Raw genomic sequence first — 19,628 nt, 5'->3', positions numbered from 1 at the left:
AAGGCAAGGGGCAAGTTGCCGCTGTCACAAGAGTATGATGCAGCGGCAAGAATGTTTACATAGACCAGCCTTCGAGAGACTTTTCCATAATCAATACAGGTTCCTTGCAATTGGGATCACCCCAATCTTCACTGCGACCAACCTGCGCGTAGCCTTTGCGTTCATAAAAGCGAACAGACTTTGCATTCCGCTCGATCACTTCAAGCCGCATCGTGTTCACGCCCGGAAAAGCCATTTCGACTTCCGCAAGGAGCATAGTGCCAATGCCCTGCACCTGCGCATCAGGACGAACATAAAGCTGGTGAAGCGAGGCTTTACCGTCGCCGGTCTGGCTTGCGAAAGCCATTCCATCAATACCACCTGCACCATTATCCGCGACAATGAATTCCGAATAAGGCTTCTTCAGATTGGCTTTCAAAGCTGCAACCGAGTGCCATTGACCGGTGACGGTATTCACCATCTCCCGGCCAATAATATCGTCAAAGGTTGCATGCCAGGTCGAAACCAGCAGTTCATGCACGGCCTTCAGATCGGCTTCACTGGCGCTGCGAACCCACATTATTCTTCAATCCCAAGCTTGGATTTGACCAGATCGTTCACGGCCTGCGGGTTGGCTTTGCCACCCGTTGCCTTCATGACCTGACCAACGAACCAGCCAGCCATGGTTGGCTTGGCCTTGGCCTGCTCAACCTTGTCCGGGTTGGCAGCGATGATATCGTCAACGGCCTTTTCGATGGCACCAGTGTCAGTAACCTGCTTCATGCCACGATCTTCAACGAGCTGCTTTGGATCACCACCTTCATTCCAGACAATCTCGAACAGCTCCTTGGCGATCTTGCCGGAAATGGTTCCGTCTTTAATCAGATCGATGATAGCGCCAAGCTGGGCCGGAGAAACAGGCGATTCTTCGATATCCTTGCTGGCCTTGTTCAGCGCGCCAAGGAGATCATTGATGACCCAGTTTGCGGCGGCCTTGCCGTCACGGCCATCACAAACCGCTTCATAATAGTCGGCAATTGCCTTTTCCGAGACCAGAATTGACGCATCATAAACAGAAATGCCAAGCTTTTCGACAAGACGGTCTTTTTTGACGTCTGGCAGTTCAGGCAATTCAGCAGCCAGCGCGTCAACAAAAGCCTGATCGAACTCAAGCGGCAGAAGATCAGGATCCGGGAAATAGCGATAATCGTGCGCTTCTTCCTTCGAACGCATCGAGCGCGTCTCGCCTTTGACTGGATCAAACAGACGGGTTTCCTGATCAATCGAGCCACCATCTTCCAGAATTGCAATCTGGCGGCGCGCTTCATACTCGATCGACTGACCAACAAAGCGAATGGAATTTACGTTCTTGATTTCGCAACGCGTACCGAATTCACCACCCGGACGACGCACGGAAACGTTCACGTCAGCACGCATCGAGCCTTCGTCCATGTTGCCGTCACAAGTGCCAAGGTAGCGAACAATCGTGCGTAACTTGGTCAGGTAAGCGCGCGCTTCGTCAGACGAACGCAAATCCGGCTTGGACACGATTTCCATCAGTGCCACGCCAGAACGGTTCAGATCGACATAAGACATGGTTGGATGCTGATCGTGGATCGACTTGCCGGCATCCTGTTCAAGATGCAGACGTTCAATACCAATCTCGACATCTTCGAACTGGCCCTTATTGTCAGGGCCGACCGAAATCATGATCTTGCCTTCGCCAACAATCGGCTGCTTGAACTGCGAAATCTGATAGCCCTGCGGCAGATCTGGATAGAAATAGTTTTTGCGGTCAAAAACCGATTTCAGATTGATCTGTGCATTAAGGCCAATACCAGTACGTACAGCCTGTTTAACGCATTCCACATTGATGACCGGCAGCATACCCGGCATCGCGGCATCCACCAGAGACACATTGGCATTCGGTTCTGCACCAAACGACGTGGAAGCGCCGGAGAACAGCTTCGACTCGGACGTGACCTGAGCGTGGACTTCCATGCCAATGACGACTTCCCAGTCGCCGGTGGCGCCAGAGATGAAGCGTTTTGGTTCAGGCGTACGCGTATCGATAAGGGTCATAGTAACTCGTCTATCTTTTCCTGTGCGACGCAATGCGCAGCAAAAATTTTGTCTGACTTTGGCTAAAACAAACGGCGCAGACTGGCAAGCCTTCTCTGCCTTTCACGGCAATTTGCTCAGGGATTCGTGGCCGCTTTGGCCGAAAGAACGTTTTCAAACCCAATTCGCCGGTAAAGCCTTTCGGCACCAGAGGGATTGTTCAACTCAACTTTCAAACTGACTGTATGCTGTCCGCGATAGAAGAAAAGCCTGAGGATGTGAAGCAGAAGCGCCTCTCCCAGTCCTTCTCGTCGCCTGTCCGGATCAACAACCAGATCCTTGACAAAGCCGCTGTTCCAGCATTGCGCAAAAGCCACGATCCGACCGGACAGATCCAGAACCGGTATGGTCAGGTCCGGATCATACTCGCTATCGGCGATCAGTCCACGATACCAGCTGTCAAAATCTTCGACAGAGCCACCACCATTGGCATAGGAAGTAACCAGCAATGCATGTGCGCGCCGTGCCGTTTCCTCAGAAAATCGCCCTATCATAGTATCTCGTGGCCAGACAGGTTCATGAGGCTCGTCCAGCATCGTCACCGCTAATTGGAGATATGGCAGATCATTCATGTCATAGCTCCTTTTAATGGCTGACCAAATTCACTTTGAACAAATAAAAAGGCCGCGCTGTGCGCGGCCTTTTCAATAAATTTCAGGAGAGAAGAATTAAGCCTCTTCAGACTTTTCTTCTGCCTTCTTCTTAGGAGCAGCTTTCTTCTTCGCAGCAGCCTTCTTGGCTGGCTTTGCTTCCGAAGTTGCATCTTCGTCGTCTGCAGTCAGCTCTTCCTTCGAAACCTTCTTGTCGGTCACGTTGATGTTTGCGAGCAGATGGTCAACGACCTTCTCTTCAAAGATAGGCGCACGAAGGTTAGCAACTGCATCCGGCGTCTTGCGCAGGAATTCGTAGATTTCCTTTTCCTGACCTGGGTAGCGACGTACCTGATCATAAACAGCGCGCTGCAGTTCTTCTTCAGAAACTTCTACGCCAGCCTTTTCACCGATTTCGGAGAGAACCAGACCGAGACGAACGCGGCGTTCAGCAAGCTTGCGGTATTCTTCGCGAGCAGCTTCTTCAGTGGTTTCTTCATCTTCGAACGTGCGGCCAGCCTCTTGCAGGTCAAAATTGATCTGCTGCCAGATGTTGTTGAACTCTGCATCAACAAGCTTCTCTGGAGTTTCGAACTGGTAATCGCCATCGAGAGCATCGAGAATCTGACGCTTAACCTTCTGGCGAGTGATCTGGCCGTACTGGCTTTCGATCTGCTCACGAACAACCTGACGCAGACGCTCAAGCGATTCGATGCCGAGCTTCTTTGCAGTTTCATCGTCGAGAACGAGTTCGTTTGGCTTGGCAACTTCCTTGACGGTGATGTCGAAGGTAGCTTCCTTACCTGCGAGATGGGCTGCGCCATACTCAGCTGGGAAGGTTACGTTGATGACCTTCTCATCGCCAGCCTTAACGCCAACGAGCTGCTCTTCAAAGCCAGGAATGAACTGGCCCGAACCGAGAATGAGCTGCGCATCAGTGTCTGCGCCGCCTTCAAATGGCTCGCCATCAAGCTTGCCGAGATAGTCGATCGTTACGCGATCTTCGTTTTCGGCTTTGCCCTTTTTGGTCTCAAAAGTGCGAGTCGAAGAAGCGATGCGCTTAACCTGTTCGTCTACTTCTTCATCAGCGATGTCGACGACTTCACGGGTAACAGCGATCTTGGAGAAATCCTTGACTTCGATTGCTGGCAGAACTTCGTAAGTCAGCGAGAAAACGAAATCGGCCTTGCCGTCAAGAATCTGTTCGGCTTCTTTTTCGTCTTCCGGCATCGAAACTACAGGCTGCGTTGCCGACTTTTCGTTGCGGTCAGCAAGGATCGAACGCGACGAATCGTTGAGGATTTCGTTCACGATCTCAGCCATGAAGGACTTGCCATAGGTCTTGCGCAGATGTGCTGTTGGCACTTTGCCTGGACGGAAGCCGTTGATCTTGGCGCGACCACGCGCAGTTTCGAGCCGCTCAGAGAGCTTGGCTTCGAGATCTCCGGCCGGAACCACGACTTTAATCTCGCGCTTCAGCCCTTCATTGAGCGTTTCGGTAACCTGCATGTTCAAACCTTCACTTCTTGTCATTGTCCCGCCGTTACTGGCGTATATTGCCTTGTCGCGGGAGAGAAATTCTTTTGCCTCATAGCAGTTGGTGCGGATAGAGGGACTCGAACCCCCACGGTCTCCCGCCAGAACCTAAATCTGGTGCGTCTACCAATTTCGCCATATCCGCCTCTGAACCGAAGTACATTCCACCGAATGCACTAAATTCGCCTCAGTTATTGAACCGCCTCTCGAAAGCGCGCGTCTCTATATCATTCAATTTTCCCGGTTCAAAGGAAAAAAGCCGTTTTACCGGCATTGATTTGCCAGCTCTTTCAAGCCGAAGCGCTTTCGTTCTGTCCGCCCCTATATAGCGATCTTGTCGCCTTAGCCAAGCCCCTTTTCAATCGGAACGACATTAGAGCACTTTTCAATCCAATTAAATCAGATCGCGCTCCAATATTCCGTTGTTGCGCGCACCTTGTCCCACAGCCTTTGCACGCCTTTAGAGATGCGCTTTAATAGAGCGGCTCCTGATAAAGTTGCTTGCCGTTATCGCGTAAGGCTTTCATGACAGCAGTGCCCGCATCATCGACAACGACCACAGCGGTGATTTGCAAATCACGCTGGCTGTCTTCGATTGCACGGCCCTCACCTTCAGGTACGTAATAGCGCTCTATGCCATAGTTCAGACTGATTACCGCATCGGGATAATCCGAAATACCATAGGTTGATTGCCCCAGAATCTGGACTTCATCAGAAGCCAAATCCGTGAGCGGTATGAATGATGCCCGCGAGATTTTCCAGATGCCGCCAGCATCAGGCTTCAGTGCCACATAGACATCGCGAGCGCCATCGGCAGGTGTTCCCTGAATAATCTTTCGGTCAACCGATGTGATCTCGTAGCCAAGGATCACATAATCGCCACGCATCAGATCGCGGGGGTCAACCGGTCGCGCCTGCAACACAATCTCATGCCCGGAACGCAATACCGACGCACGCTTTTCAATGCTCGCATAAAGAACGCCTGTTTGAAGCAACGCCGCCGCAACTGCGCCGGCATAGAGCCATTTATTTTTAAAGATGCTCATGACTGCACCTCCAGCCCGCGCTTTCGCCCAAACCTGTTCTCCATACGACGCACAAAGGCAGCAAGCAGCAGCACCAGAACGCCCGCAGTGAGGAAGAAGCCGGAAGTGCCGATCATCGATCCAACGGTCGAGAAGGCAAGATAAAGCACTTCAAAGGAGAAGGCCGCATAGGCAATCGAACGCAAGCTGCCATTATCTCGTCCACACAATGCGAGCGCACCGATGGAAAGTGCCAATATCAGAATGCCATAAATGACATCATGTGCGATGTCCTGATCGAAGATGGACGAGACCATTCGGTCAATTTGCAGAATGCCAAGGGCCATCAATGCAAGCAACAATCCATAGGAAGCCAAAGGGTGCGCAAATCGCGTCAGTTTCTGCAAAGCTTCGTGCGCAAAAGCGTCCGCCAGCATCAAGGCAATGCCGACGATCAACATCATGCCGAGAATCTCACGGCTTTCATGCTCAGAATAAAGAAGAGCAGCCCAGCCTAAAACAAACAGGCACCATAGATGCGCGGCGTGCCGGGAGCGCGTAAAACGTGCAGCGCCAGCGCCTACAAGAACAAGCAGTGGTCCTATCCAGCGATAGCTGAAATCACCATAGTTATTGTTGAAAGCGTATGTAGACAGATAGAAGCACGCCACGCCCGCACCAAAAGCTGTCAGCACCGGCGATCGCAACAGGAAAGCGGATGCCAGAACACCACCTGCCCAGACGAGTGCTGCCGAATGCACATCGCCCGACAGATGATACATCTGACCGACCAGTGCTATGCCAGCACCAAAGGACGATGCAGCGATTATGTAAAGCGCTGGCGGCAATATCCTGTCGCCGCGTGATTGTCGCCATGCGCCACCCAGATAGCAGGCCCAGATCAATACAAAGATCAGCCCGATACGCATAATGCGCGGCATGTCCTGCCAGTTGGCGGCGATCAGCATGATGACCGCAGCTCCCAGCAACAATCCGCCAAGTGTCGCCAGGACCGAGCCAAGGCTGAAGCGGGGACCACGTTTTTCGAGATCAACATTCAGGCGCGACGCCGTTTCGGCATCGATAAGTCCGTCATGCTGCCAGCGCTCAATCAGGCGCTCTACAGAAACTGAAAACGACAAAACAACTCCCGAAGAATCTATCTGTTGATGCAAAGCCTAATACAAGTGACTGAGAACATATAGGAAACTCGCCAGCCGGCAAATAGTTAGCGCAAATCAGTTTGAGGCAATTGTGTGCCTGACCAGTCTAATCGATTTAGCGCGTCGTGCAGAACCCGCAAGGCAGCTATGCAAACTCGGGTCTGCAAGTAGCGAAAACAATGAGTTATATACTGGGCAGCAAACAAGATGAATTGAACACCAATTCCTCAACGATGAAGGAATAACACCATGAACCTTTTCCGCTCTTACAACAACTGGCGCCGTTATCGCGATACTGTCAATGAGCTGAACCAGCTCTCGACTCGCGAACTGAACGACCTTGGCATTTCCCGCGCAGACATTCCTTATGTAGCGCGTCAGTCCAAGGCACGCTAATCAGATTTCAGTTTCCTGAGCCTGAATCCTCCTCCCATCAGGCTCGGTTCGTCGCAAAGCACTCCTCCTCCCATGCTTTGCGATACCAAGACCGGTCTCTCCTCCTCCCAATTCCGGTCTGACAATAATGGCATCCGTCGCACCTCCTCCCGCGTCGGATGCCATTTGTCTTTTCAGGATACTTCACACAAAAGCGCACAGCCGTTTTGTGTTGGATAACGGGTCAAAGCCGAGCGATAGAGTGGTTTTAACGATACCGTTTGAACCAGAACCGTTCTGGCCTTCTCTTTCCCAATCCGTCCATGCTTTCTCCCATTGAAGGCATCATGCAAAAACGGTATTGGGGTGCCATGTCAAACGATACCAATATCTCCCCCGTTCATGTTGTAGGTGGCGGCCTTGCCGGCTCTGAAGCCGCGTGGCAAATCGCGCAGGCTGGCGTTCCAGTTGTTCTGCATGAAATGCGTCCGGTTCGCGGAACGGACGCACACAAGACAGAGCAGCTTGCTGAGCTGGTATGCTCGAATTCTTTCCGCTCCGACGATGCAGAGACCAATGCAGTCGGTGTGCTCCATGCCGAGATGCGCCTTGCAGGCTCGCTGATCATGGCATGTGCCGATGCAAATCAGGTTCCGGCAGGCGGCGCTTTGGCAGTAGATCGCGAAGGCTTTTCGCAGGCAGTAACCGCGAAACTTGAAGCGCACCCGCTCATCACTATTGAGCGCGAAGAAATCATTGGCCTGCCACCGGAAGAATGGGGCACAGCAATTGTCGCGACCGGCCCACTGACAGCGCCCTCTCTGGCTGAAGCCATTCAGGCACAGACCGGCGCCGACGCGCTGGCATTTTTTGATGCAATTGCACCGATTGTGCATTTTGATTCGATCAATATGGACGTCTGCTGGTTCCAGTCACGCTACGACAAGGTCGGTCCGGGCGGCACCGGCAAGGATTACATCAACTGCCCCATGGATAAGGAGCAGTATGAGGCTTTTGTTGCAGCACTGATCGAGGGCGATACGACCGAGTTCAAGGAATGGGAAGGTACGCCCTATTTCGACGGCTGCCTGCCTATTGAAGTCATGGCGGAACGCGGAGCTGAGACCTTGCGCCATGGACCGATGAAGCCAATGGGCCTCACCAATGAGCACAACCCAACGGTGAAGGCCTATGCGGTCGTGCAATTGCGTCAGGACAATGCGCTTGGCACACTCTACAATATGGTCGGCTTCCAGACGAAGCTGAAATACGGCTCGCAAACCGGCATCTTCAAAATGATTCCCGGTCTTGAGAATGCAGAATTTGCACGTCTCGGCGGACTGCATCGCAATACTTACCTCAATTCGCCGGTACTTCTGGATAACGTGCTGCGCTTGAAGTCGCGCCAGTCCCTGCGCTTCGCTGGTCAGATCACGGGTTGCGAAGGCTACGTCGAATCATCGGCCATTGGTTTGCTTGCAGGCCGATTCACTGCCGCTGAAAAGCTCGGCAAAACTCCTGTTGCGCCTCCAGTGACCTCAGCTTTTGGTGCGCTTCTGGGCCACATCACTGGCGGTCACATCGTTGCTGACGATGAACCGGGCAAGCGGTCATTCCAGCCAATGAATGTGAATTTCGGGTTATTTCCGCCAATTGACGTTCCAAAGCCAGAAGGCAAGCGCCTGCGCGGCAAAGAAAAGACTATTGCTAAAAAACGGGCATTGTCTGCTCGCGCACTCGCTGATTTCCAAGAGTGGTTGAGTAATAACGCATAGTTTTGAAAGAAATTATAAATCAAAGACTTAAGGCGGTTTTCTTAAAAAAGAAAGCCGCCTTATCTTTTAGAATCCAGCTCTGAACATCAGCCATTGTTTGCGCAGAGCTGAAAGGTCTGCGACCTGATCCGCAGCTTTATCACCCAGTCGTTCTATCGCCGTGAGATAGGCTGGAACAAGCGCCAACGGTAAGAATGCCGGAGCGAGGCTTTTGGGCAGTTCTTTTCTGGCTTTCTCAAAAATTGCCAGATGCTCACGTGCAAGAGCCGTCATCACACTGATCACACGCTCATGGGCCGATTTGTCATCATTTCCGAGAAAAGCTTCACGCGTAACACCGACTGCCTGCAACATATCAGCAGGCACATAGAGCTGCCCGCGACGGCGATGAATCGGTATCAGACGCAAAAGACCAGTCACCGCTTGGGCCACGCCAGCGTGTCCCGCGGTCTCAGTATGAGACTGAGCTGCATCGCGGTCGAGAATGAAACCTGCCAGTTGAATGAGGGCGGAAGCGGTTTCACCACAGTAGCCTTCAAGATCATTCCGGCTTGGCATCGGATCGTCATAGAGATCGAAAATTCGCGCTTCGCAATAATTGTCGAAAGCAGAACGCGGCAGATCATATTTCGTGATTGTCTCAATCAGAGCTGCGGCAACCGGATGCGCATCTGCACTTCCCCTTGCCTCACCGTCAATGAGATCGCGCCACCATTGCAGGCGAACTTCACCGGGCAACGGTTCATGAACGAGATCCCGAATACGGGCGATTTCCGCGTTAAATGCATAGAGAGCTGCGAGCGCACCGCGCTTGTCCTCCGGCGCATAGAGCACCGAAAGATAGCGATCCCGGTCGGCTTCCCTCAGAAGAGCCAGGCAATGTGCCTCATTCTGGTTCATGAAATTCAGTCTACAGCAATCAGAGCAGCGGCAACTGCACGATCTTCAGCGAGCAGAACATTATAAGTGCGGACTGCAGCACCCGTGCTCATCGGATCAGATGAAATACGATATTCGCGAAGGATAGCGCGCACTTCTTCCGGAATACGGCGTAAATCCATACCCGTACCAACCAGCAGAATCTCAATATCGCTTGCCTGCTCGATAATCGCGCCCAGATCGTGGGGCGATATGACTGGCGGCGTCTGTGGGTCCCAGCCATGAATACCGGAGGGCAAACAAAGAATAGATCCCTTATGCGACATATCGGCAAAGCGAAAACCGCCATTACCATATGCATCAATGGGTGCACGGCCCGGAAAATGGGCTTCGCGAATTTCTATGCCTTTTGCCATTTCTAACTGTCCAGATTGAGCGATTGTGCGAGATCGTCGCCCATCGCTTCATCTCCATCGGCTGCACGAGGCTTAAGGCCAAACTGCACAAGCAGAGGTGCTGCAATAAAGATCGATGAATAAGTCGCCACGATAATGCCGACGCTCAGTGCCAGTGCGAACATGCGAATATCCGCTCCACCAAACATATAGAGCGGAATATGCGCAATAAACGTCACAAAGGCGGTTGGCAATGTACGCGACAATGTCTGGTTGATGGAGGCATCGATAATCGCCGGCAGTGGCGCGCTGCTATAACGACGCAGATTTTCACGCACACGGTCATAGATGACGATGGTATCGTTGAGCGAGTAGCCGATGATCGTCAGAACAGCGGCAACACTCCAGAGGTTGAATTCCATTCGGAAGACAATGAACACCCCGGCCAGAATGATAACGTCGTGCAGAGTTGATAAAACAGCGCCAAGTGCGAGCTGCCAGCGGAATCTTATCCAGACATAGATGAAGATACCTGCCAGTGAAAGAAACAACGCCAGAAGCCCTGCCTGGGACAGCTGCTCAGAGACTGTCGGGCCGACAACCTCGACGCGCTGGAACGAATAATCCTGTTCAAACTCACCACGCAGTTTGACGGCAACCGTCTGCTCTGCATCGTCGCCCACTTCCTGACTGCCAATGATCACAAGCGCTGAGCGTGGCGACTTGGCAGGCAAAACACGGGCGCTCTCGATATTGAGCTCGCTCATGCGTTCTTCAATATCCGGCAGATTGGCATCACCACTGCGTGCCTGCAATTCAACCATCGAACCGCCACGGAAATCGATACCGTAATTGAAGCCAATATTGACGAAAAGCGCCACAACGATCGCACTCGCCAGAACCGATATACCGAGCGTCACGAACTGAAGGCGCATGAACGGAATATGCGTAACTGTCGGAACCAGCTTCAGACGACGCTTGGGGATTTCCTTTGGCTTCGCCGTGCGCACCCATTGGGCGATCAGCAAACGTGTGAAGGTCAGAGTTGTGAAAAGCGTCGTACCAATGCCGATTGTGACGGTCAGTGCAAAACCATGAACCGGGCCTGAGCCAAGCAGGAACAGCACCAAGGCTGCGATCATTGTCGTGAGATTGGCATCAACGATGGTCGAAAGTGCGCGATAGAAGCCGGATTCCATTGCCTGAACAACGGAATAACCTTTGCGGCGATCTTCCCGAACGCGTTCGTAAATCAGAATATTGGCATCGACAGCCATGCCAATGATCAGCACCAGACCGGCAACACTTGCAAGCGTAATAGATGCGCCGATCAGCGATATGATCGCGATCAGGATGATCATGTTGACGACGAGCGCCACCATAGCGATGACGCCGAGGATACCGTAGGACAGTACCATGAAAAGGCCGACCAGAAGAGCGGCCAGCAGGGCTGCGGAAACAGCAGCGCTTGCATAATCGTCACCGAGTGCCGAAGCAATTGTGCGTTCTTCCAGAACAGAAACTGCCTGGGGCAGTGCACCGGAACGCAGAACCACCGACATATTATTGGCGGACTGCAGATCGAAGGCTCCTGAAATCTGCAATTCATCTGTATCGAGCGGTTCGCTCACAACGGGCGCTGAAACCACCTGATTGTCGACAACAATTGCAAAACTCTTACCGATAGCCTGAGCGGTCGCTGCAGCAAGACTGCTGCGCCCCTTCTCATCGAGCGTCAGCGTAATAATCGGCTCATTGTCGTCTTCAGAAAGTGTAGCTTTGGCATCCGTAACGTCGGCACCTGTAAACACAGGCTCGTTTTTCACAACATAACCGACCGGCGGGTCATCATAGGAATAAACAATCGTGCTGTCGGCAGGCGGCGTTCCGCGGATAGCATCGTCGGGCGACACGCTGTCATCGACCGCGCGGAAGGAAAGATTGCCGCGAATGCTGAGAATATCTTTTAGAAGCTGAGCGTCATAAAGGCCCGGAACTTCAACGCGAATGCGATTTCGTCCCTCTTCTTCGACAATGGGATTACCATAGCCGAGCTCTTCAAGACGTTGGCGCATGACTTCTTTGGTGCGATCGATATCACCTCTGCCTGCGTTCTGCACCTGAAGGACAAGGCGGGAACCACCGGAGAGATCAAGTCCAAGCGCGACCTGCTTTGTCGGCAAAAATCCGGGCAGATTTGCCAGTGTTTCACGCGAGAAAAAATTAGGCGATGCAATGATAAAGCTGGCAATAATTGCCAACCAAATCAGAGCCGATTTCCAACGTGAAAAATAAAGCATCTAGCAGCAATTCCGTTTCGGCTTGGATAGAGCGTGCCGGAGCGCACTTAGTGCAAACTGCTCTCCAGCTTGGGTGAATGCACGACACTCAAAGTGTCGCCCACGCACGATAAAGCGGTTCCGGTTAAGATTGAATTGTTAGAACCGCTCCAACTTTTTTGTTCTTGAGCATTGTCCCACGCGAAACAGCTTCGCGCTTTACTGGAAATGCTTTAATGAGCGAGCCCCGGTTATGAAAACTTTACCGGGGCTCGCTCAGTCTGATAAAATTTACTTGTTCTTGTTGTCGGCGACAGGTTCGCCCTTGACGCGCACTTCCGAAAGAGCACTGCGCAGAACGCGGATGCGGACGCCTTCAGCAATTTCGACGTCGAGTTCGCCGTCGTCGTGGACCTTCTGGACCTTACCTACAATGCCGCCACCGGTCACAACCGTATCGCCGCGACGAACTGCTGACAGCATTTCCTGACGCTTCTTCATCTGGGTCCGCTGTGGGCGGATGATGAGGAAGTACATGATTACGAAGATCAGGACGAAAGGCAGAATGCTCATGAGCATGTCTGGCCCGGCGCCGCCGCCGGAGGCTTGTGCAAAAGCCGGTGTTACGAACATTAGGAACTCCTCTGAAGTCTCGAAGACAAATTCTTTACGGCATTACAATGGTTAGCGCGTCAATTGCAACCGGCGAAGGCTCTCCCTGCGCCAAGGTCGCACACTTTTCCCGTCTGCTGTGGCATGTTAAGCCCTGATCCTCACTATTTGAGGGCTTGGAATGACGACCGAAAATATACTCAGCCAGAAACTGGATCGCCTGATCGCTGCATTGGAGCGTATCGCACCGCCACAACCAACTATACCCGACCTGGAAGCAGCCGATTGCTTCGTCTGGGCGCCCGAACGACTAACGCTTGACCCGGTCAGCCGCGTTAATCGCGTCGATATCGGGCTCATTCGGGGCGTTGATCTGGTGCGTGACCAGCTGGTCGACAATACCCGCCGCTTCGCAAAAGGCTATCCTGCAAACAATGTCCTGCTTTGGGGCGCGCGCGGCATGGGCAAATCATCGCTCGTCAAAGCAGCGCAAGCCAGCGTCAATGCAGAACAGACCGACAAGCTGCCGCTCAAACTCGTTGAAATTCATCGCGAGGACATCGACAGCCTCCCTGCTTTGATGAACATCATCAAGGAAACAGCGTATCGCTTCATCCTGTTTTGCGACGATCTTTCTTTTGATCACGATGACACGTCCTACAAATCGCTGAAGGCAGCACTCGAAGGTGGCGTTGAAGGCCGCCCCGACAATGTGATTTTCTATGCGACGTCCAATCGCCGCCATCTTATGCCGCGTGATATGATCGACAATGAGCGTTCGACCGCAGTCAATCCGTCTGAAGCGATTGAGGAAAAAGTGTCTTTGTCCGATCGCTTCGGCCTATGGCTCGGCTTCCATAAATGCAATCAGGAAGACTATCTCGCAATGGTCGATGGTTATGCAGCACATTACAAGCTGGACTATGATCCAAAGACAATGCACGCAGAAGCGCTGACCTGGTCGACCACACGCGGCAATCGTTCGGGCCGCGTAGCATGGCAATATATTCAGGATCTTGCTGGCCGTATGGGCAAAGCGATGTAAAGAAAAAGGCGGGTCCAAGACCCGCCTTTCTGATTCCATAGAACTGTTTTCGATCAAGATTCCAGATACTTGGAAGGATTGACCGGAGAAGAGTTCTTACGCACTTCAAAGTGCAGCTTAGGTGATTTTGCGTTACCGCTCATACCGGACTTTGCAATGTCCTCGCCACGGCGAACCTTCTGGCCGCGCTGCACGAGAATCTGGCTGTTATGTCCGTAGACTGTAACCAGTCCATTGTCGTGACGGATAAGAACGGTCTGACCGAATTCCTTCAAGCCATCGCCTGCATAGATGACAACGCCATTTTCTGCGGCCTTAACAGCGGTTCCTTCCGGAACCATGATGTCGATACCGTCATTGACGGAAGTTCCATCACGCTGGCCGAAGCTTGCAAGCACACGGCCACGAACTGGCCAGCGCATCTGCGAAATGCCGGTCGAAGATGGAGCCGCCGACTGATCTTTTTCGGCATCTTCGATCACCTTGTTACTCGCCTGAGGTGGCGTATAAGGCTTCACGTTCGATGCTGCATCAGGCGCAATCGAAGCCGTTTGCACAGGAGCCGCTGCGGCTGGCTTTACTGGAGCTGCAACCTGCGTTGTGCCGCCTGCTGCTGACGGTATGACCAAAGCCTGACCGACGCGGATTGCCCCATTGGTAAGTCCGTTAGCCTGCTTGAGCTGTTCCACCGGGACGCTGTGCTTCTGTGCGATTGAGAAAAGCGAATCACCCGACTTGACTGTGTAGGCGCCACCTGCTGAGGCCGCTTGCGGAGCTCCAACAGGAGCTTGCCCTTGCGGTGCAGCGGCATGATTTGCAGCGGGCAACGGAACGCCGTTTGCTGTAGCCGGCAACTGCCCGAGAACATTGGACTTCGCATTAGCGGCTGCATTGTTTGCTGCACCGGCAGCACTTGCCACCTGAGTTCCAGCATTGTTCACGGCGCCATTCACACGATTGGCGACCATGTCTTGAGCCTGATTAACTTGATTCTGTGCGTGCGTTGCAGCGGCTGCGACAGGCGCAGAAGACACTGGCGGCAGACTATTGCGCTGAACCGACCCGCTCGAAACCGGCTGAGCGGCTGCCACCGGCGCAGATGCATAAACATCGCCGGCAGGCTGCTGTTGTACAACACGCTGATTAGACGTGGAACCGGTGTAAAGACCATCCGTGAAGCGCATTGTATCGGCGCTGCACCCTGCACCAAAACCGGCAACCAGAACGATCGCTGCATTCCGCAGGAGACGTTCGGACGTATGCTGCAATATTGGAAAACGCATGTTCAACTCGCCCATACTCTAGAACTCACTTGGACTCATTAAAACGCGTTAATGTTACTCGCTGGTTAAGAATCGAGATTTATTCGAAAAATTATTCACCAATTAAATACCATAAGCGAACAAAAGCTGTTTCTGGTGGAACCAAACCGGTTGAACTGCTCTGTTCTCTCGAACGAAAGCAAAACCGCCGCTGCATCGGGTTATGCAACGGCGGTTGTACATTCAGATACGAGGAAGCAGCTAGTTCTTCACAGAACCGAAGACATGCCTTCGATAAATGGCTGATAGCGGACAGCCATGATATTTTCCTGCTCGAAACGGCTACCAACTTTTGCGATACGCGTCACCATTTGCTGCCCATCGCCCGAGCCGATTGGTGCGATAAGCACACCATGAGTTGCCAGAAGCTCCACGAAATGACGTGGAATGTCTTCACAAGCAAGCCAGATCACGATGCGATCAAACGGTCCACCCGGCATACCATGGCGGCCGTCGGCGTGTTTTACCATGATGTTTTCACGCTTTAGCGTCACAAACTGCTGCAAGGCGCGGTCGCATAATTTGCGATAACGATCTACCGTTGTTACACGGCCTGAAAGCATCGACATGACTGCAGCTGTAAAGCCAGAGCCTGTGCCAATTTCCAATACGCGATGACCCGGTTCCAACTGAAGTGCCGCAATCACGCGCGCCTGATCGTCGATGCCTTCGATATATTCACCACAATCGAGCGGCGCGGTACGCTGGCTGAACGCAAGATGCGCCCACGACGAACCCATGAAGCTTTGACGTGGCGTCGATTCGATTGCCGCAAAGAGCCGGGCATCATTGATGCCCCGCGCTCGCATGCGCATAACGAAGGATGCAAATCCTTCCCTGTCCGAAAGCTGCTGGCGTTCAGACACAGCCTGATTCATGCTTCAACCCCAAGTGCCTTGCTGAGTTCAGCCCGCACCTTGTGTGCGGTCAGATCAAGATGCAGCGGCGTTACAGAGATATAATCGGCGCGGATGGCAGCGATATCGCTATCGCTTGCAACTTCTGCTTTCGTGCGGCCAAACTGTAGCCAGAAATATGGGAAACCGCGACCATCACGACGCTCATCGAGACGTGCATCATGGCTGAGTTTGCCTTGTGCCGTTACGCGTGTGCCCTCGACTTCATCTGGAGCGCAGTTCGGGAAGTTCAGGTTAAGCAGAATGCCTTCGGGCCAACCGGCTTCGATCAGTTTCCTGATCAGCTCAGGCGCATGTGCTTCAACAGTCTCCCATGGAACAATGCGGCGGTCGCCTTCATACTCATATTCCTGCGACAAAGCGATTGCCTTGACGCCGAGAAGTGTACCTTCCATCGCGCCGGCAACTGTACCCGAATAGGTCACATCATCGGCCATGTTCGCACCGGAATTAACGCCAGACAAGACAAGGTCAGGTGCCCCCGGCAGAACATGACGGACGCCCATGATTACGCAATCGGTCGGCGTACCGCGCAGTGCAAAATGACGTGCATCGATCTGGCGTAAACGAAGCGGCTCGGACAGCGTCAGTGAATGCGCAAGGCCACTCTGATCTGTTTCAGGGGCGACAACCCAAACATCATCCGAGATTTGGCGTGCGATGCGCTCCAGAACTGCGAGGCCTTCAGCATGGATACCGTCATCGTTCGTTAGCAGAATTCGCACGTCGTCACTCCTTCATTCAGGTCATTAAATGTTATGCTTTACGCGACTTTCTCAATGCGCGTGAGGCCGCCCATGTATGGCTGCAATGCTTCAGGAATATGAATGCTACCATCTTCCTGCTGATAATTTTCCATGACAGCAATCAAAGCGCGCCCCACAGCGACGCCTGAACCATTGAGTGTATGAACAAAACGCGTAGATTTTTCGCCTTCCGGACGATAGCGCGCATTCATACGACGACCCTGGAAATCACCACAAACCGAGCAGCTTGAGATTTCGCGATAAGAGTTCTGGCCAGGCATCCATACTTCGATGTCGTATGTCTTCTGCGCGCCAAAGCCCATGTCACCAGTACACAGAACCACAGTGCGGAACGGCAGACCGAGACGCGTTAACACTTCTTCGGCACAGGCCGTCATGCGCTCATGTTCGGCAGTCGAGCTATCCGCATCAGATATCGTTACCATCTCGACCTTGAGGAACTGATGCTGGCGCAGCATGCCGCGCGTATCGCGACCAGCAGAACCAGCTTCTGAACGGAAGCAAGGCGTGAGCGCGGTATAACGCTGCGGCAGGGACTTCAGATCGACAATTTCGTCAGCAACAAGATTGGTCAAAGGCACTTCGGCAGTTGGAATAAGCCAACGACCATCAGTCGTGCGGAACAGATCTTCAGAGAATTTCGGAAGCTGACCTGTACCATAAACGGCTTCGTCACGAACCATCAGCGGCGGCATGGTTTCCATATAACCGTGCTCGGTGGTGTGCAGATCAAGCATAAACTGGCCAAGCGCACGTTCAAGTCGTGCCAGCGGGCCCTTCAGAACGGTGAAACGGGCACCGGCGATCTTCGCGGCGCGCTCAAAGTCCATGTAACCAAGCGCCTCGCCGAGTTCATAATGCTCTTTGGGCTTGAACGAGAAATTACGCCGATTGCCAACACGGCGAATTTCAACATTGTCCGCCTCATCCTTGCCGAGCGGTACATCGTCAGCGGGAACATTTGGAAGGCTCGAAAGCGCGTCATTCAATTCCTTGACCAGACGGCGTTCTTCTCCCTCAGCATCAGCAAGGAAAGCCTTCAACTCACCCACTTCAGCCTTGAGCTTGTCAGCGGTAGCTGCATCCTTTTCGGCCATTGCTTTGCCGATTTCCTTGGAAGCCGCATTGCGACGCTCCTGCGCCGCCTGAACCTTACCGACGTGCTCGCGGCGCCGTTCATCAAGCGCGATGAGTTCGGACGACAACGGCCCTGCCCCGCGCTTAGCAAGCGCATTGTCGAGAGCTTCAGGGTTTTCGCGAATCCATTTGATGTCGAGCATGGGAAAAGCCGTTTCATGAAATTTAACAGAAAGAGAGGCTGCGATGATGCAGCCTCTGTTTAACATATGTCCGGATCAGGAAGTGGGAGCGTTGTCTTCAGCCCCAGTATCTGCCTCGGTATCACCCTCGGCTTCATCCTTAGCCTCGTCCCTCTTCTTCTCGATCATCCGGGCCAATATGATGGAAATCTCGTAGAGAAGGATCGTCGGCAAGGCAAGACCGATCTGGCTCGCCGGATCGGGTGGCGTCAGAACGGCAGCCACCACAAAGGCAATAACAATCGCATATTTGCGCTTGTCTTTCAGACCCGCAGACGTAACCAACCCAACGCGGGCCATAAGGCTAGTGACAACGGGCAACTGGAAAACGAGACCGAAGGCAAAAATGAGCGTCATGATGAGGCTCAGATACTCAGAAACCTTCGGCAGAAGTGAAATCTGCACTTCGCCATTGCCGCCCGTCTGCTGCATAGCAAGGAAGAACCACATCACCATCGGCGTGAAGAAGAAGTATACGAGTGCACCGCCGGTGAGGAACAATATCGGTGAAGCGATGAGGAACGGCAAAAACGCCATACGTTCATGCTTGTACAAACCGGGTGCCACAAATTTGTAAATCTGTGCTGCAATGACCGGGAAGGCCAGCACAACGCCGCCGAACATAGCGACCTTAACCTGCGTGAAGAAGAATTCCTGTGGTGCAGTATAAATCAGCTCGGCTTTCGAGCGATCCATCCCTGCCCAGTCCAGAGCCCACTGATAGGGAACGACAAGCAAATTGAAGAGATGCTTTGCAAAGGCAAAGCAAAGAATGAAAGCAAGGAAGAACGCCACAATCGCCCAGATCAGGCGGCGGCGCAATTCGATAAGGTGTTCGAGCAGAGGAGCAGCGCTCTGTTCAATTTCGTCCTCGTCCCGTTTCACGCTTTGCTTCCTGTCTTTTCAGTCGTCTTTTTCGTGGTTTTCCTGGCGGGAGCATCCGCCTTCACCGTTGCAGACTTTGCTGGAGCTGCCTTCTTTGGCGCAACAGGCTTTGCAACAGGTTCGACTTTGACGCTTGCTTTTGGCTTGGCAGTTGCAGCTTTTGGCTTAACGGGCTTAGACGCAACCGGCGGCTCTACTGCGACAGCAGGTGCAGCCTTCTTGCGCGTCGCCTTTGGCTTGGTAACTGGCTTTTCAGCTGGCGCTTCAATCGGAACTGTCGCACCGCTCGCCTCAACAGGCGTTGTGACCTCAGCCCCTTTCGCAGGTTCAGCAGGCGACATCGATGTCGAGGACTGAAGACCGGAACGAATGTCATCACCAACGCTGCGAATCGGATCAAAGACCTGTGTCAGCTTCGAGCGCGGATCAAGCTTGCGAGCCTCGTCGACGATATTCTTGACGTCTTCGAGTTCAGCTTCCTTCAAGGCTTCGTTGAACTGATGCCGGAACTCATTAGCAGTGCTACGCATACGCGCGGTCGCCTTGCCAAAAGCTCTGAGCATCTTCGGCAAATCCTTGGGGCCAACCACCACGATCATCACAATCGCGATTATCAGCAGTTCAGACCAACCGATATCGAGCAT

The 19,628-nt window shown here is 53.0% G+C and carries 19 protein-coding genes and 1 tRNA gene; 3 read left to right on the top strand and 17 right to left on the bottom strand.

Features of this window, described 5'->3' with window-relative positions:
• Positions 1–55 precede the first annotated feature (55 nt).
• The 7 genes from CEV32_RS10820 to CEV32_RS10790 form a co-directional block, all read right to left on the bottom strand.
• Positions 56–559 (bottom strand): GNAT family N-acetyltransferase, encoded by a 504-nt coding sequence (locus tag CEV32_RS10820; protein WP_094577133.1) that lies wholly within the window; start codon positions 557–559, stop codon positions 56–58.
• Positions 559–2,061 carry an Asp-tRNA(Asn)/Glu-tRNA(Gln) amidotransferase subunit GatB gene (gene gatB, locus CEV32_RS10815; protein ID WP_094577132.1) on the bottom strand — a complete coding sequence of 501 codons (1,503 nt, stop codon included), beginning with the start codon at positions 2,059–2,061 and terminating at the stop codon, positions 559–561. The genes CEV32_RS10820 and gatB overlap by 1 nt, the downstream gene beginning before the upstream one ends.
• Before the next feature lie 116 nt (positions 2,062–2,177).
• On the bottom strand, positions 2,178–2,672 hold the full coding sequence (locus CEV32_RS10810; RefSeq protein WP_235818793.1) for a GNAT family N-acetyltransferase: 495 nt from the start codon (positions 2,670–2,672) through the stop codon (positions 2,178–2,180).
• A gap of 96 nt (positions 2,673–2,768) precedes the next feature.
• Positions 2,769–4,199, bottom strand: a complete 1,431-nt coding sequence (tig, locus tag CEV32_RS10805; protein ID WP_268876691.1) for a trigger factor — start codon at positions 4,197–4,199, stop codon at positions 2,769–2,771.
• An 89-nt stretch (positions 4,200–4,288) separates the two neighbouring features.
• Positions 4,289–4,371: transfer RNA gene (locus CEV32_RS10800), tRNA-Leu, on the bottom strand.
• A 328-nt stretch (positions 4,372–4,699) separates the two neighbouring features.
• Positions 4,700–5,272 carry a GDYXXLXY domain-containing protein gene (locus tag CEV32_RS10795; protein ID WP_094577130.1) on the bottom strand — a complete coding sequence of 191 codons (573 nt, stop codon included), beginning with the start codon at positions 5,270–5,272 and terminating at the stop codon, positions 4,700–4,702.
• Entirely contained in the window at positions 5,269–6,393 is a 1,125-nt protein-coding gene (locus tag CEV32_RS10790) for a DUF2157 domain-containing protein (RefSeq protein ID WP_094577129.1), read from the bottom strand. Before CEV32_RS10790 ends, CEV32_RS10795 begins: the two co-directional genes overlap by 4 nt.
• A gap of 270 nt (positions 6,394–6,663) precedes the next feature.
• Between CEV32_RS10790 and CEV32_RS10785 the strand changes: the two genes are divergently transcribed.
• Both CEV32_RS10785 and trmFO read left to right on the top strand, forming a co-directional pair.
• On the top strand, positions 6,664–6,810 hold the full coding sequence (locus tag CEV32_RS10785) for a DUF1127 domain-containing protein (RefSeq protein ID WP_094577128.1): 147 nt from the start codon (positions 6,664–6,666) through the stop codon (positions 6,808–6,810).
• 350 nt (positions 6,811–7,160) lie between these two features.
• The gene (gene trmFO / locus CEV32_RS10780) at positions 7,161–8,564 is read left to right on the top strand and encodes a methylenetetrahydrofolate--tRNA-(uracil(54)-C(5))-methyltransferase (FADH(2)-oxidizing) TrmFO (protein ID WP_094577127.1); all 1,404 of its coding nucleotides are present in this window, start codon (positions 7,161–7,163) and stop codon (positions 8,562–8,564) included.
• A gap of 66 nt (positions 8,565–8,630) precedes the next feature.
• Here the strand turns inward: trmFO and CEV32_RS10775 are convergent, their stop codons facing one another.
• The 4 genes from CEV32_RS10775 to yajC form a co-directional block, all read right to left on the bottom strand.
• Positions 8,631–9,464: a phytoene/squalene synthase family protein gene (locus tag CEV32_RS10775; RefSeq protein ID WP_094577126.1), complete on the bottom strand. Its 834-nt coding sequence runs from the start codon at positions 9,462–9,464 to the stop codon at positions 8,631–8,633.
• A 5-nt stretch (positions 9,465–9,469) separates the two neighbouring features.
• Positions 9,470–9,859, bottom strand: a complete 390-nt coding sequence (locus CEV32_RS10770) for an Mth938-like domain-containing protein (protein WP_094577125.1) — start codon at positions 9,857–9,859, stop codon at positions 9,470–9,472.
• 2 nt (positions 9,860–9,861) lie between these two features.
• Positions 9,862–12,138: a protein translocase subunit SecDF gene (secDF, locus tag CEV32_RS10765; protein ID WP_094577124.1), complete on the bottom strand. Its 2,277-nt coding sequence runs from the start codon at positions 12,136–12,138 to the stop codon at positions 9,862–9,864.
• 270 nt (positions 12,139–12,408) lie between these two features.
• Positions 12,409–12,750: a preprotein translocase subunit YajC gene (gene yajC, locus CEV32_RS10760; protein WP_094577123.1), complete on the bottom strand. Its 342-nt coding sequence runs from the start codon at positions 12,748–12,750 to the stop codon at positions 12,409–12,411.
• Positions 12,751–12,910: 160 nt separating this feature from the next.
• On the opposite strand from yajC, the gene CEV32_RS10755 reads away from it, so the two are divergent.
• Positions 12,911–13,774 (top strand): ATP-binding protein, encoded by an 864-nt coding sequence (locus CEV32_RS10755; protein ID WP_094577122.1) that lies wholly within the window; start codon positions 12,911–12,913, stop codon positions 13,772–13,774.
• 53 nt (positions 13,775–13,827) lie between these two features.
• Here the strand turns inward: CEV32_RS10755 and dipM are convergent, their stop codons facing one another.
• The 6 genes from dipM to tatB form a co-directional block, all read right to left on the bottom strand.
• Complete coding sequence (gene dipM, locus CEV32_RS10750) at positions 13,828–15,072, bottom strand: cell division endopeptidase DipM (RefSeq protein WP_094577121.1); 1,245 nt, start codon at positions 15,070–15,072, stop codon at positions 13,828–13,830.
• Positions 15,073–15,305: 233 nt separating this feature from the next.
• A complete protein-coding gene (locus tag CEV32_RS10745; protein ID WP_094577120.1) occupies positions 15,306–15,974 on the bottom strand; it encodes a protein-L-isoaspartate(D-aspartate) O-methyltransferase in 669 nt (222 codons plus the stop codon).
• A complete protein-coding gene (gene surE, locus CEV32_RS10740) occupies positions 15,971–16,738 on the bottom strand; it encodes a 5'/3'-nucleotidase SurE (protein ID WP_094577119.1) in 768 nt (255 codons plus the stop codon). Before surE ends, CEV32_RS10745 begins: the two co-directional genes overlap by 4 nt.
• A 38-nt stretch (positions 16,739–16,776) precedes the next feature.
• Positions 16,777–18,060 (bottom strand): serine--tRNA ligase, encoded by a 1,284-nt coding sequence (serS, locus tag CEV32_RS10735; RefSeq protein WP_094577469.1) that lies wholly within the window; start codon positions 18,058–18,060, stop codon positions 16,777–16,779.
• A 75-nt stretch (positions 18,061–18,135) separates the two neighbouring features.
• Positions 18,136–18,984, bottom strand: coding sequence for a twin-arginine translocase subunit TatC (gene tatC, locus CEV32_RS10730; protein WP_094577118.1), 849 nt, complete (start codon positions 18,982–18,984; stop codon positions 18,136–18,138).
• On the bottom strand, positions 18,981–19,628 hold the full coding sequence (gene tatB, locus CEV32_RS10725) for a Sec-independent protein translocase protein TatB (protein ID WP_094577117.1): 648 nt from the start codon (positions 19,626–19,628) through the stop codon (positions 18,981–18,983). The genes tatC and tatB overlap by 4 nt, the downstream gene beginning before the upstream one ends.

The sequence above is a fragment of the Brucella rhizosphaerae genome, assembly GCF_002252475.1.
GTDB lineage: Bacteria > Pseudomonadota > Alphaproteobacteria > Rhizobiales > Rhizobiaceae > Brucella > Brucella rhizosphaerae.
Note: the sequence above shows the minus strand (reverse complement) of the source record. Positions and strands in the feature narration are given on the sequence as shown.